Origin of the sequence: Pseudomonas sp. MCal1 (assembly GCF_026341415.1) — a bacterium.
GTDB lineage: Bacteria > Pseudomonadota > Gammaproteobacteria > Pseudomonadales > Pseudomonadaceae > Aquipseudomonas.
On record NZ_JAKUMP010000022.1, the window covers coordinates 15,448 to 27,964 of the forward strand.

13 protein-coding genes are annotated in these 12,517 nt (G+C 62.5%); 8 read left to right on the plus strand and 5 right to left on the minus strand.

The window, feature by feature from the left end:
- Positions 1–58: 58 nt before the first annotated feature.
- Positions 59–1,024 (plus strand): quinone oxidoreductase family protein, encoded by a 966-nt coding sequence (locus tag MKZ87_RS27520; RefSeq protein WP_176247752.1) that lies wholly within the window; start codon positions 59–61, stop codon positions 1,022–1,024.
- On the opposite strand, the gene MKZ87_RS27525 is transcribed toward MKZ87_RS27520, so the two are convergent.
- Complete coding sequence (locus MKZ87_RS27525) at positions 1,011–2,240, minus strand: MFS transporter (protein ID WP_085703677.1); 1,230 nt, start codon at positions 2,238–2,240, stop codon at positions 1,011–1,013. The genes MKZ87_RS27520 and MKZ87_RS27525 overlap by 14 nt on opposite strands.
- Before the next feature lie 216 nt (positions 2,241–2,456).
- Between MKZ87_RS27525 and MKZ87_RS27530 the strand changes: the two genes are divergently transcribed.
- The 4 genes from MKZ87_RS27530 (at position 2,457) to MKZ87_RS27545 (ending at position 6,253) form a co-directional block, all read left to right on the plus strand.
- Positions 2,457–3,803: an epoxide hydrolase family protein gene (locus MKZ87_RS27530; protein WP_085703678.1), complete on the plus strand. Its 1,347-nt coding sequence runs from the start codon at positions 2,457–2,459 to the stop codon at positions 3,801–3,803.
- A 71-nt stretch (positions 3,804–3,874) separates the two neighbouring features.
- On the plus strand, positions 3,875–4,918 hold the full coding sequence (locus MKZ87_RS27535) for an alpha/beta fold hydrolase (protein ID WP_085703679.1): 1,044 nt from the start codon (positions 3,875–3,877) through the stop codon (positions 4,916–4,918).
- Positions 4,919–4,942: 24 nt separating this feature from the next.
- Entirely contained in the window at positions 4,943–5,452 is a 510-nt protein-coding gene (locus MKZ87_RS27540; RefSeq protein ID WP_266202175.1) for a cytochrome P460 family protein, read from the plus strand.
- 24 nt (positions 5,453–5,476) lie between these two features.
- Positions 5,477–6,253, plus strand: coding sequence for an alpha/beta fold hydrolase (locus MKZ87_RS27545; protein WP_085703681.1), 777 nt, complete (start codon positions 5,477–5,479; stop codon positions 6,251–6,253).
- A 46-nt stretch (positions 6,254–6,299) separates the two neighbouring features.
- Here MKZ87_RS27545 and MKZ87_RS27550 read toward each other — a convergent pair whose 3' ends face one another.
- Positions 6,300–7,514 (minus strand): CynX/NimT family MFS transporter, encoded by a 1,215-nt coding sequence (locus MKZ87_RS27550; RefSeq protein WP_085703682.1) that lies wholly within the window; start codon positions 7,512–7,514, stop codon positions 6,300–6,302.
- Positions 7,515–7,648: 134 nt separating this feature from the next.
- Here MKZ87_RS27550 and MKZ87_RS27555 point away from each other — a divergent pair, with 134 nt between their 5' ends.
- The 3 genes from MKZ87_RS27555 to MKZ87_RS27565 all read left to right on the plus strand — a co-directional run bounded on the left by MKZ87_RS27555 (position 7,649) and on the right by MKZ87_RS27565 (position 9,876).
- Positions 7,649–8,464 (plus strand): AraC family transcriptional regulator, encoded by an 816-nt coding sequence (locus MKZ87_RS27555; protein WP_085703683.1) that lies wholly within the window; start codon positions 7,649–7,651, stop codon positions 8,462–8,464.
- Positions 8,465–8,598: 134 nt separating this feature from the next.
- Positions 8,599–9,348, plus strand: coding sequence for a creatininase family protein (locus MKZ87_RS27560; protein WP_085703684.1), 750 nt, complete (start codon positions 8,599–8,601; stop codon positions 9,346–9,348).
- Positions 9,349–9,414: 66 nt separating this feature from the next.
- Positions 9,415–9,876, plus strand: coding sequence for an aldehyde dehydrogenase family protein (locus MKZ87_RS27565; protein WP_234204888.1), 462 nt, complete (start codon positions 9,415–9,417; stop codon positions 9,874–9,876).
- 57 nt (positions 9,877–9,933) lie between these two features.
- On the opposite strand, the gene MKZ87_RS27570 is transcribed toward MKZ87_RS27565, so the two are convergent.
- The 3 genes from MKZ87_RS27570 to MKZ87_RS27580 all read right to left on the minus strand — a co-directional run bounded on the left by MKZ87_RS27570 (position 9,934) and on the right by MKZ87_RS27580 (position 12,365).
- A complete protein-coding gene (locus MKZ87_RS27570) occupies positions 9,934–11,367 on the minus strand; it encodes a catalase (protein WP_085700392.1) in 1,434 nt (477 codons plus the stop codon).
- Positions 11,368–11,503: 136 nt separating this feature from the next.
- Positions 11,504–11,920, minus strand: a complete 417-nt coding sequence (locus tag MKZ87_RS27575; protein WP_085700391.1) for an organic hydroperoxide resistance protein — start codon at positions 11,918–11,920, stop codon at positions 11,504–11,506.
- Between the two features lie 40 nt (positions 11,921–11,960).
- Positions 11,961–12,365: a hypothetical protein gene (locus MKZ87_RS27580; protein ID WP_085703685.1), complete on the minus strand. Its 405-nt coding sequence runs from the start codon at positions 12,363–12,365 to the stop codon at positions 11,961–11,963.
- Positions 12,366–12,517: the final 152 nt, after the last annotated feature.

Here is a 12,517-nt window from a genome sequence, read left to right on the forward strand (position 1 = left end):
CACTCCTGCCACCGCAAAGGCAGCAGGACAGGCCGTCCCTTTGACAGGGCAGAACATTATGAAAGCAGTGGTAATCGAGGCCTTCGGCGGGCCTGAAGTCTTGATGGTGAAAGACATTCAACTGGCAGAACCGGGGCCCGGACAGGTCCTGGTCAAGGTCATGGCGGCGGGTATCAATTTCATGGACACCGGTGCCCGACGCGGGCTCGGCGCTGCCTGGGAACTGCCGCTGACACTGGGCGCAGAAGGCGCCGGCATCGTTCTGGCCACCGGCCCGCAGGTGACGGAGTTCAGTGTCGGTGACCGCGTGGCCTGGCATTACGTGCCGGGCAGCTACGCTGAACAGGTGATCGCCCCGGTCAGCCAGTTGGTGCCGTTGCCGGACGAGATCGACTTCACCACCGCCGCCAGCCTGATGATGCAAGGCCTGACCGCCAGCAATCTGGTGGACAAGGTGCATGCGATCCAGCCGGGCGACGTAGCCTTCGTGCATGCGGCGGCCGGGGGCGTGGGGTTGATGCTGACCCAACTGATCAAACTGCTGGGCGGCAAGGTCATAGGCCGGGTTTCTCATGCCGACAAGGTCGAGGCGGTACTCGCGGCGGGGGCGGACTATGTGGTGATCGGGCGGGCGCAAAACATTGCCGGACAGGTCCTGCGCCTGACCGACGGCCAGCGGGTGAATGTGGTGTACGACGGCACGGGCGCGGAAGGTTTCGCCGACTCGCTGGAGATGTTGGACTACTTCGGCACACTGGCCTTGTACGGACCGTTCATGAACCCGACACCGCCGATCGATATCTTCAGCATGCCGCGCAGCATCAAGCTGACGTATCCCTCGGTCATGCACTACGTGCGCAACCGCGAGGTGCTGCTGGAAAAATCCCGGCAACTGTTCGCGTGGGTCAGTGCCGGCAAACTGAAAGCCGTGATCGGCAAGCGTTATTCACTGGATGATGCGCAACAGGCCCATCGCGATATCGAGTCGCGCAACACGACGGGCAAGTTGATCATCGTTCCCTAGTGCCACGCCGGATCAGCAGGACCGCCAACACCTGGCTAGCGGCGAAAAACATGAACAGGTGTTGTGCGGTCCATCCGGCATCCAGCAGAAACCCGGCGACCACCGGCGAAATGATCGCCCCCAGACGCCCCATCGCCAGCACCACACCGACGCCGGTCGTGCGAACCGACGTGCAGAACGCTTGAGGGGCCAGGACAAACAGAGCCGCGACTGCACCATTGAGCATCAGCCCCAGCGTGACCGCCACGAGTGCCGCCAGACCGGGGACGTGCGAGGCCGGCACCATCAGCGGCAGCAGTGCTGCGTCAAGCAGCAGAAAACCCGACAACAAACGTCGGCAGCCGAAACGATTGGCTGCCAGACCCAGAAACAGGGCGCCGAGCATGCCACCCAGCGCCAACAGCATCCCGATCCGGGCGCCTTGCTGGTCGGTAAAGCCATTGTCGACCAACAGGGCCGGCGTCCAGCTCATCACGAAGTAAAAGCAGAACATCAACAGAAAGAGTGCCAGTGCCAGCGACAGAGTCTGTTGCCACTGACCGGGTGAAAACGGCTGGCTGACGTCGTCAGGCGATAGAGGAGGAATTGGCGCGCGGTGTTCAAGTGCCAGAAATGACGGCGACTCTCGCAGCCAAAAGACACCGGCCAACGCCGCCGCCAGCGTGATGCAGCCCCCGGCGAGAAAGACATACCGCCAGCCCATCAAGTCATTCAGTCCATGCGCCAGCACACCGCCCAGACTGGCGCCCATGGCGAAGGCGAGAGATTGCAACGCGACGGCCAGATTGCGCCGCTGCGGGCTGGCGTGTTCGAACGTCAGCACGTTCGCGCCGACCAGCACCGCCCCAGTGCCGATGCCGGTCAGCAGACGCAGGAACATCAGCACGTGATGATCCGGACTCCAGAACGACAGCAACATACCCAGGCCACTGAGCAGCAGGCCGGCAAGCAATAAAGGTCTGCGCCCGAAGCGGTCGGCCCTGGGCGCAGCCAGCAACGAACCGAGCGCCATCCCGACCAGGCTTGCGCTCAACAACAGGCCCAGTTGCGCGCCGTTCAACGCCCACTCCGCCGCAACCCGGCTGGCGGTGAAGGCCATGGCCATCACGTCGAGTCCGTCGATCACGTTGAACAGCATGCACAGCCCGATCACCCACCATTGCGAAGTGGTCGATGGCGTAGTGCTCAGGCGTTCGAGCGCTGTTTCCCCACGCATCCGCAATCCTTGTTCCGCTCTGTCATTCAAATGGGCCGTTTCCCCGCCGCATTCTGCCCGTTAACCGCTGCTGAATTCGAGCGCGATTTTGCGCGCCAGGCCAGCGCGTCATACCAAGGTATCGACCGACACCATCGTGTAATCGTCCCGATGCCAGCGCGGTGGTCTGATCCGATTGGCGATGCCTTTCGAATAATGACTACAAGGAGATCCATCATGGTTGCGGTTCTGTCCGGTCTCACCTGGCGCCATTGCCTGGCGTCATCCATCAGGGGCGGCGCGCTCGGCCTTGCCGTACTCGCTGGCAGCAGCGGCGCCTGGGCCACGACGCCGGCCGCGGATTCATCGCAAGCCATTCGCCCGTACACCGTGCATGTCGACGAAGCGAAGTTGAGCGACTTGCGCAAACGCATTGCCGACACCCGCTGGCCGGACAAGGAAACGGTCAACGACGTGTCCCAGGGTGTGCAACTGGCGCAGGTCCAGGCACTGGTCAAGTACTGGGGCAATGGCTATGACTGGCGCAAGGCCGAAGCGAAGCTCAACGCCTTGCCGGAATTCGTGACCACCATCGACGGCGTCGATATCCAGTTCATTCATGTGCGCTCGCGCAATCCCAATGCGATGCCGCTGATCCTCACCCACGGCTGGCCGGGTTCGCAGTTCGAGTTCCTCAAGACCATCGGTCCGCTGACCGATCCCGTGGCCTACGGTGGCAAGGTCGAGGACTCGTTCGATGTGGTGATCCCGTCGATTCCCGGCCATGGTTTTTCCGGCAAGCCGACCGAACTCGGCTGGGGGCCTGACCGGGTGGCGAAGGCCTGGGATGTGTTGATGCAACGTCTGGGCTACAGCCATTACGTGTCCCAGGGTGGCGATCATGGTTCGGTGATTTCCGATGCGCTGGGCCGCCTGGCGCCGCCCGGCTTGCTGGGCATCCACCTGAACATGCCGGCCACCGTGCCGCCGGAACTGGTCAAACCGATCAACAGCGGTGATCCGGCTCCAGCGGGACTGACCGCACCGGAGGTCACGGCCTTCAATTCGCTCAGCCAGTTCTTCGGCCGCAACGCCGCTTACGGCGCAATGATGGTGACCCGGCCGCAGACCATCGGCTATCTGCTGGCCGACTCGCCCGCCGGCACGGCAGCGTGGATGTATGAAAAATTCGCCGCGTGGACCGACAGCGACGGTCAGCCCGAGAAGGTCCTGAGCCGCGATGAAATGCTCGATGACATCAGCCTGTACTGGCTGACCGACAGCGGGGCGTCGTCCTCCCGTTTCTACTGGGAGAACAACAACAATAACTTCAGCGCCGCCGCGCAGAAGACTGCCGACATCAAGGTGCCGGTGGCGATCACCGTATTCCCCCACGAGATCTACCGTGCGCCGAAAGTCTGGTCGCAGCGCGCCTATCCCTCGCTGGCCTACTTCAGCGAAGTCAGCAAGGGCGGGCACTTCGCGGCATGGGAACAACCGCAACTGTTCAGCGAAGAACTGCGCGAAGCCTTCCGGCCACTGCGTGCGGCTGCGCAGAAAACTGCTGCGCAGGCAGCGCGCTAACCCTTCAATCCGCAAGCCCTTCAAACCAAAGAACGGAACCGCCGCCCGGCGGTTCACGAGGGAGACTCGGCATGACTGACTCTAATGCTCTAACCCCATCCCGGCGCTTGCTCACCGTTTCGATGCTGGCGCTTGCGCTGGGCATTGCCTCGGCATACGCCAGCGCCACCGAAGTGCCCGCCGGCAAGATCGACGCCATTACCGCCGGCACCAACGTATCCTTCGGCGCGCTGAAACACGTCAAGGCCGGATTGCTGGACGTGTCCTACGCCGAAGTCGGGCCCGCCGACGGTCCGGTGGTCATCCTGCTGCACGGCTGGCCATACGATATTCACAGCTACACCGACGTGGCACCGGCACTGGCGCAGAAGGGTTATCGGGTGCTGATTCCTTACGCGCGCGGCTATGGAGACACACGTTTCCTGTCTGCCAAAACCGTGCGCAACGGCCAGCCGGCGGCGCTGGCGAAGGATCTGATCGACTTCATGGACGCACTGAAGATCAAGCAGGCCGTGCTCGGCGGTTATGACTGGGGCGCGCGCACCGCCGACATCGTCGCCGCGCTCTGGCCCGAACGGGTGAAAGCGCTGGTGGCGGTGAGCGGTTACCTGATCGGCAGCCAGGACGCCGGCAAGACGCCGCTGCCGCCGGCGGCGGAGTTGCAGTGGTGGTATCAGTTCTACTTTGCGACCGAGCGCGGCCGCCTGGGCTACGAAAAAAACACCCATGACTTCGCCAGACTGATCTGGCAGCTGGCCTCGCCGAAATGGAACTTCGACGACGCCACCTATGACCGCAGTGCCGCCGCGTTGCAGAATCCGGATCACGTCGCCGTGTCGATCTTCAACTATCGCTGGCGCCTGGGACTGATCAAAGGGGAGGCGCAATACGATCCGCTGGAGAAAAAACTGGCGGCATTCCCCTCGATCGGCGTGCCGACCATCACCCTCGAAGGCGACGCCAATGGCGCGCCGCACCCACCGGCCGAGGCCTACGCCAAACGCTTCACCGGCAAGTACGAATACCGGCTGATCAGCGGCGGCATCGGCCACAACCTGCCACAAGAGGCGCCGCAGGCGTTCGCTCAGGCGGTGATCGATGCCGATCATCTCTGATCGCTGGCCGAAGGGAATCCGACGATGAAACTCAACCATTGGGCCGCGCTGCCAGCGGCCATTTCGCTCGCGGCACTGGCGGCTGCCGGTGTCGCTTTGGGCCAGGCCGATGACGGCGAAGCGTCGCCGATCTACGGCGTGAAGCTGCCGAAAAACTACCGCCAGTGGGCACTGATTGCTCCGGCACAGGAAGCCGCGCCGCTGAATGAACTGCGCGCGGTACTGGGCAATGACCGGGCGATCAAGGCTTACCAGGGCAAGACGCTGCCGTTTCCCGAGGGCACGGTGCTGGTGAAGCTGGCATGGAAGCACGTGCAGTCGCCGGAATTCGAGCCAGCCTCGATTCCGGGGGCGGCCACCACCGTTCAGGTGATGGTCAAGGACTCGCGCCAATACGCCTCGACCGGTGGCTGGGGATTCGGCCGGTTCATCAACGGCAAACCCGCCGATGAAGCCCAGCACCAGACCTGCTTTGCCTGCCATCAGGCGCGGGTGCAGAACCACGATTTTGTCTTCACCCGATACGCCCCCTGAATCTGTCATACGAGGAACATCCACATGAAAAAAACACTGACTGCACTCAGCATCGCTGCCGGCCTGTGCCTGGGCGCCAATGCCTTCGCCCAAACCGCCAAACCCACGGTCGTGCTGGTGCACGGTGCGTTTGCCGACGCGTCGAGCTGGAATGGCGTGGCGAAAATTCTCGAGAAGGACGGCTACACGGTGATCGCCGCCGCCAATCCGTTGCGCGGCGTCAAGAGCGATGGCGCAGCGGTATCGGCATTGCTGAGCAGCATCCAGTCGCCGGTGGTGCTGGTTGGTCACTCCTATGGCGGCAACGTCATCAGTGAGGCAGCCAACGATCATGCCAATGTCAAAGCACTGGTGTACGTCAGCGCCTTCGCCCCCGAAACGGGTGAGACCGTCGCAGGACTCGCCGGCAAGTTTCCCGGCAGCACCCTCGGGCCAACGCTGGCGCCACCCGTTGCGCTGGCCGATGGCGGCAAGGACTTGTACATCCAGCAGAGCAAATTCCACGACCAGTTCGCCGCCGACGTGCCGGCTGCACAAGCGGCCCTGATGGCCGCGACCCAACGCCCGGTGACCGAAGCGGCGCTGAACGAACAGGCCGGAACGCCGGCCTGGAAGCATATTCCGTCGTGGTACATCTACGGCGACAAGGACAAGAACATCCCGCCCCAGGCGATGGCGTTCATGGCCAAGCGTGCAGATGCCAGGGCGGTCGAGGTGGTGAAGGGCGGCTCTCACGTGGTGATGGTGTCGAACCCGGCGCCAGTGGCCCGATTGATTGAAAAAGCCGCGGCGGCCAACTGAAACCCTGCGACGTGCCGAGGCGCGTCGCAGGTCTGTCACTTCGCGCTCAGGCAGCGGACACCTGCGGCGATCTTGCCGGTGCCAGTCTGAGCAGCGGGGTGATGCCGAGCATCAACAGCAGTACCGCGAACAGCAAGGTGTACGCCGGGCCATAGTGCCCGGCGTATCCGCGCAGGGCACCGAACAACAGCGGCCCGAGCGCGGCAATCAGGTAACCGATGAACAACATGAACACCGTCCACAATCCGGCCTGTTCGCTGGTGCTGGCGTGATCCAGCGGCAAGGTCATGGCCACGGTGAAACCCATGCCCAACCCGATGGCCGCGAGCACCACGTACAGCATCGGCCAGTACGCCGGCAGGAACGCCATGCCGCCCACCCCGAGCAGGGCCAGCAACGCCGACAACCCGAGCAAACCGCGCCGGTCGTGGGCCTTGCCCGGAATCAGTCCCGCACCCACGCTGGCGACGGCGAACACCGCCGTAAAAATGCCCAGCAGGATGCCAGGGGAAATACTCGACGTGGCCGCTTCCACCGAGGCAGGCGCCATCCAGGCGAAGAGGGCGTAGACCACGAATTGACCGGCACCGAAGTTCAACGCGATCAGCCACGCCTGCAGCTTGCCCCATGGCAGGCGTTTGCTCGGGTTCGACGGCGATTTCACCGCTGGCGCCGGTGTCGCAAAACGCCGTGCCATCCACACCCAACTGACGATGGCGGTGAGGCACAGCACGCTCCAGACTCCGGCGCTGACCCGCCAGTCCTGCGCCAGCTCGGCAATCGGCGCACTGAGCACCGCCGCGAGGGTCGCGCCCAGACTCAGGCCGCCGGCATAAATGCCCATGAACAGCGCCGGCCGTTGCGCAAAGTGGGTCTTGATCCACGCACCGGTCATTGCGCCGGCGACGGCAATACCGATGCTGGCGAAGAACGTACTGCCGAGCAGGAACAATGCGTTTGGCGAGATCGCCCGCAGCAAGGTGGAAGCGCCCAACAGTGCCAGCGCGACGACGACACTGCGATCAATCCCGAAACGTCGGGCCAGGCTCGGAACCAGCAACGCGAACACGCCCATGCACACGTCGGGAATCGAGGTCAGCAGCGCGGCCTGGGTGTAGCTCAACTGGAAGTGCTGCTGGATCAACAGCAGAATCGGGCCCACCGAGATGATCGGCGGACGCAGGGCGATGGACAGGATCAGCAGGCCGATCACCGCCGTGACGCTCTGCTGGTGGCCGGAGAGATTGCGGGTGATTGCCATGGGAAAGGCCTCATTGATGAACAATGAGCGCAAGGCTAACAATGGGCCGGCCATGGCAAATGCCAGGATTTGTCGCCAAAGTGACAATCGCCGCTTTACCACGATCAACGTCTGTTTTCAGGAGAAAACACTCGATGAAACAAGAGGTGCGCAAGGTCGTCGCAAAGCGAGAATCCGCGCCGCGCAGCGAACGTTATCCCGACTATCAGGATGTGCCGCGCGTAATGACCGTGCTGGTGCGCGATCAGGCCACCGGCGAGTACAACGAACCGCATGTACATCGACACGGGCAGTTGCTGTATGCCTCGAACGGCGTGATGCGGGTAGCCACCGAACGAGGGTTGTGGATCCTGCCGCCGAAGCGGGCGCTGTGGATTCCGCCCGGAATGATCCACGATCAGTTGATGCTGAGCGCCGTCAAAATGCGCTCGATCTACATCGACCCGCAGGTCTGCGCCGGGCTGGGCCCTCACTGCAAAGTGCTGGAGATCCCCGGACTGCTGCGCGAGTTGATTCTGGCCCTGGCCGAGCAGCCGATCGAGTATCCGCAGGAGGGGCGCAACGCGCACATCGTGGCGCTGATAATCAATGAGTTGCAGGCGGCGCGGACGTTGCCGATCGAAGTGCCGTGGCCGCTCGACCGGCGACTGGTCACGGTCTGCGAGGCGATTCTGCAGGACCCCGGACAAGACCATTCGATCGGCTATTGGGCAGACCGGGTCGGCGCCAGTTCGCGCACGCTGATTCGCTTGTTCGTCAATGAGACAGGCCTGAATTTTCGCCACTGGCTGCAGCAGGTGCGGCTGGCGACCGCCATCGACCGGCTCGACAAGGGGCAGTCCGTCGGGCTGATTGCCCGGGATCTGGGCTACGCCAGCCAGAGTGCATTCAGCGCAATGTTCAGACGGGTGATGGGCGAATCGCCCCGCGAATTTCTCGTCCGCGATTAGGGTGTTTTTACGATTCCGATACCTTCGTATTCTGTCGTTGAAGGGAGGCGGGTGGTATCAATGACGCTGCTGTTGCAGGTGCATTGAACACCCAGCCTCGTTCCGCGAGGAACCTTCGAAGAGTGAGAATCCTGATGCTTTTATACCTATCGACCTGGTCCGAAATAGCGCAATTTCTCGAACGCAGCCGCACCATCGTCATCCCGATCGGTTCCAACGAACAGCACGGGCCGACCGGCCTGCTGGGCACCGACTGGATGTGCCCGGAAATCATCGCCCATGAAGCGCAGAAGAACACCGACCTCCTGATCGCCCCGACTTTCAACATCGGCATGGCGCAGCATCACCTCGGTTTCCCCGGCACCATTTCGCTCAGGCCTTCGACCTTCATCGCTGCTATCGCCGACTGGACTCGTTCGCTGGCCGCCCACGGCTTTGAAAAGATCTTTTTCCTCAATGGCCACGGCGGCAACATCGCGTCAATCGAAGCCGCGTTTTCGGAGCTGTACGCTGAAGCGAGTTTCGCCCGCCGCAAAGCCGGGTTCGCCCTGAAGCTGTGCAACTGGTGGGACCTGGAAGGAGTTAACGAGCTGGCCCGTGAGCAGTTCCCGACCGGCCACGGCATTCATGCCACGCCTTCGGAAATCGCCGTGACCCAGTGGGCATACCCCGATTCCATCAAGTCGGCGGACTATTCGCCGCAGATCGCCAATTGGGGACCGATCCGTGAGGCGGCGGATTTTCGCGCCCGTCACCCGGACGGCCGAATGGGCTCGGACCCGGCGCAGGCTTCGCCGGAAAAGGGCCGGCAACTGGTGGAAATGGCCGCTCGCGGCCTGGTGCAGGAGGTGCAAGCCTTCAGCCGTGAATCATTACCCGACTGAGCCGTCGCCCTGACCAGCGCCCGGATTTTCCGGGCGTTGCTGTTTCAACCCTTTGGGAATATCGACATGTGGACTATCAAGCACAGCTACATCGATGGCGTGTTCGTGCCCGTTCAGGGCCGCGAAACGATCGAATGCATCAACCCGGCAACGGAATCTGTCATCGGCACCGTCACCCTGGCCAACCGAGACGACGCCAGGCAAGCCATCGCCGCCGCCCAGCGTGCGCAAAACACGATGGGGCGTACCTCCAAAGCCGAGCGTATCGACATGCTCAAGCGCCTTCAGGCGGCGGTACTGGAGAGCACCGACGAAATACGCGACACCGCCATCGAGAAATACGGCGCACCGTTGGCCCGTGCGCAATGGGTCAGCCAGTACGCGTCGCAGTCCTTCGCCAACGCAGCGCAGGTGCTGGAGAACTACGAGCTGGTCCGGTCTGTGGGGCATGCAGGGGTGATCATGGAGCCGGTCGGGGTGTCGGGGCTGGAAGCGTTTCTTGAAGCGAAAAGCATCGTAGAGGACTGACAACGGCAGCAGGGCCAGCAGGATCAATCCTGCCGGCCCTGCTTGCATCATTGCGGATCAGCCCAGCGCTTCGATGGCCTGCGCAACACCTGCACCGTACGCCGGATCGGCACGGGTGCAGTTATCGATGTGGCGTTGTCGGGTCTGGGCGCTGGCGCCATGGATCGAGCGCGCCGTGTTCTCAAACAAGACCTGTTGCCGGGCGGGCGACATGGCCCGGAACAGCGCACCCGGTTGCGAGAAGTAATCGTCGTCCTCGCGATGATTCCAGTGTCCGGCACTGCCTTTGAGGGCCAGCGGTGGCTCACTGAAATCCGGTTGCTCGGCCCACTGGCCGTAGCTGTTGGGCTCGTAGCCGATTGTGCTGCCCGCGTTCGCATCGGTGCGCATCTGGCCGTCCCGGTGATAGCTGTTGACCGGGCAGCGCGGCGCATTCACCGGGATCTGATGATGATTGACGCCGACGCGATAGCGCTGTGCATCGCCGTAGGAGAACAGTCGTGCCTGAAGCATTTTGTCCGGCGAGAAGCTGATGCCGGGCACCACGTTGGCCGGGTTGAAGGCTGCCTGTTCGACGTCGGCAAAGTAGTTGTCGGGGTTGCGGTTGAGTTCGAGCACACCGACTTCGATCAGCGGGTAATCCGCGTGGGGCCAGACTTTGGTCAGGTCGAACGGGTTGATCGGATAAGTCTCGGCATCCAGCTCCGGCATCACTTGCACGTAGAGCTTCCATTGCGGGAAGTGACCTTCCTCGATCGCGTTGTACAGGTCGCGCTGGGCGCTTTCGCGGTCATCGCCGATCAGGGTTGCGGCTTGTTGGTCGGTGAGGTTTTCAATGCCTTGCTGGGTCTTCCAGGTGAATTTCACCCAGAAACGCTCGTTCGCCGGGCTGATGAAACTGAAGGTATGGCTGCCGAAACCGTGCATATGGCGATAGGTGCGCGGCAGTCCGCGGTCGCTCATGACGATCGTGACCTGATGCAGCGCCTCGGGCAGCAGTGTCCAGAAATCCCAGTTGTTGCGGGCGCTGCGCAGGTTGGTGCGCGGGTCGCGTTTGACCGCATGGTTGAGGTCGGGGAATTTCAACGGATCGCGCAGAAAGAACACCGGCGTGTTGTTGCCCACCAGGTCCCAGTTGCCTTGCTCGGTATAGAACTTGATGGCGAATCCACGGATGTCGCGCTCGGCATCCGCCGCGCCACGTTCGCCGGCCACGGTCGAGAAGCGCACGAACACATCGGTGGTCTTGCCCACGCAGGAAAACACTTTGGCCTTGGTGAAACGGGTGATGTCGTGGGTGACGGTGAAAGTGCCAAACGCACCCGAACCCTTGGCGTGCATGCGCCGCTCAGGAATGACTTCGCGATCGAAGTGCGCAAGTTTTTCCAGCAACCAAACGTCCTGCAACAGCATCGGGCCTCTCGGGCCGGCGGTCTGTACGTTGTTGTTATCAACCACGGGCGCGCCCGCGGCAGTCGTCAGCTTGTTCATGCGCAACTCCTGGCTTTTGTCGGTTTCCCGCCATCACATCAAAAGCCCCGGGCGCGATCTATTGCACCATGGTGTCGCCGGATAGTACGAAGGTGTGGTTGGAAGACTGGGCGTTTTGCTGTGGGCAAAAGGCGGATCAGGCGAGGGTGATGCTGACCTTGATGTTGTTGCGCGTGGCCTTGGAGTAAGGGCAATTCTGGTGCGCCGCGTCGATCAGTTGTTGCGCCACCTCAGGCTCGATCTCCGGCAGTGACACCGCCAGTCTCGCCTGCAGGAAAAAACCCTGCTCCCCATGGACCAGATCGATTTGAGCATCGACTCCGGCCGTTGCCGGAAAACCGATCTTGCGCGCGTTGCAGGCATGGCGCAGTGAGCCCAGAAAACAGGCCGACCAGCACACGGCAAACAATTGCTCGGGGTTGGTTCCGCTGCCGGGTGCGCCCGGTGGAGAAAGCTTGAGATCCAGTCGGCCATCCTGACTGCGCCCTGTGCCCTCTCGACCTCCTGTGGTGTGGGTATGCGCGGAGTAGAGGGTTTTTTCGATATCAATCATGGGCATTCCCTGAAGAGCATTGCACAGCGAGAAGGGCGGTTCACGTTGCCCGTGTGGCTTCATGGCATTCGCGTATGGGCGCACCCGCTAAAGCGTCGGCCGTGGCCACGGCGTCAGTGCCGCGATGGCCCGGATTGTTGAGCAGAGTCGAGCGCGCGATCTCGATCAGCCAGGCGCGAAACGGAAAGCTCGGGTCATGGGCGGCCTGTTCCTGATAGAGCATCCTGAAAGCTTGCTGGACGAGGTTGCCGGTGTCTTCACGACGGATCCGCCCGGCCTGCGCCTGTCCCTCGTAAAAGGCGATGAGTAACGGCGTCACCGTCGCGAACAGTTGTTGCGCCTCCCCCCGGCCATGGCTGACGGCACCCGCGACCAAGGCATACAGTTCGTCATTGCCGAGCCGGTCAGCCTCGCGCAGGCAATTGTTGCGATAACCTTCAGCCATGGTCGAATCCCTCGCAAAACCATCGTTCGACTGAGCGAGGCGACCGAAAAGGTTCGCAGGTGGCCTGGCGTTCAGCGGTGAGATTCAAGCCTGCCTTCACGGCCGAATGACTGCCAGTTATGCGTTGTTAGCGTTTGTTAGCGCTGGGTGAT

What these genes read in the sequence shown, in the direction of transcription:
- MKZ87_RS27520 (WP_176247752.1), top strand. Translation starts at nt 59, where the DNA reads ATGAAAGCAGTGGTAATCGAGGCCTTCGGCGGGCCTGAAGTCTTGATG.
- MKZ87_RS27560 (WP_085703684.1), top strand. Translation starts at nt 8,599, where the DNA reads ATGCTTTTATACCTATCGACCTGGTCCGAAATAGCGCAATTTCTCGAA.
- MKZ87_RS27540 (WP_266202175.1), top strand. Translation starts at nt 4,943, where the DNA reads ATGAAACTCAACCATTGGGCCGCGCTGCCAGCGGCCATTTCGCTCGCG.
- MKZ87_RS27580 (WP_085703685.1), bottom strand. Translation starts at nt 12,365, where the DNA reads ATGGCTGAAGGTTATCGCAACAATTGCCTGCGCGAGGCTGACCGGCTC.
- MKZ87_RS27535 (WP_085703679.1), top strand. Translation starts at nt 3,875, where the DNA reads ATGACTGACTCTAATGCTCTAACCCCATCCCGGCGCTTGCTCACCGTT.
- MKZ87_RS27545 (WP_085703681.1), top strand. Translation starts at nt 5,477, where the DNA reads ATGAAAAAAACACTGACTGCACTCAGCATCGCTGCCGGCCTGTGCCTG.
- MKZ87_RS27575 (WP_085700391.1), bottom strand. Translation starts at nt 11,920, where the DNA reads ATGATTGATATCGAAAAAACCCTCTACTCCGCGCATACCCACACCACA.
- MKZ87_RS27565 (WP_234204888.1), top strand. Translation starts at nt 9,415, where the DNA reads ATGTGGACTATCAAGCACAGCTACATCGATGGCGTGTTCGTGCCCGTT.
- MKZ87_RS27530 (WP_085703678.1), top strand. Translation starts at nt 2,457, where the DNA reads ATGGTTGCGGTTCTGTCCGGTCTCACCTGGCGCCATTGCCTGGCGTCA.
- MKZ87_RS27570 (WP_085700392.1), bottom strand. Translation starts at nt 11,367, where the DNA reads ATGAACAAGCTGACGACTGCCGCGGGCGCGCCCGTGGTTGATAACAAC.
- MKZ87_RS27525 (WP_085703677.1), bottom strand. Translation starts at nt 2,240, where the DNA reads ATGCGTGGGGAAACAGCGCTCGAACGCCTGAGCACTACGCCATCGACC.
- MKZ87_RS27550 (WP_085703682.1), bottom strand. Translation starts at nt 7,514, where the DNA reads ATGGCAATCACCCGCAATCTCTCCGGCCACCAGCAGAGCGTCACGGCG.
- MKZ87_RS27555 (WP_085703683.1), top strand. Translation starts at nt 7,649, where the DNA reads ATGAAACAAGAGGTGCGCAAGGTCGTCGCAAAGCGAGAATCCGCGCCG.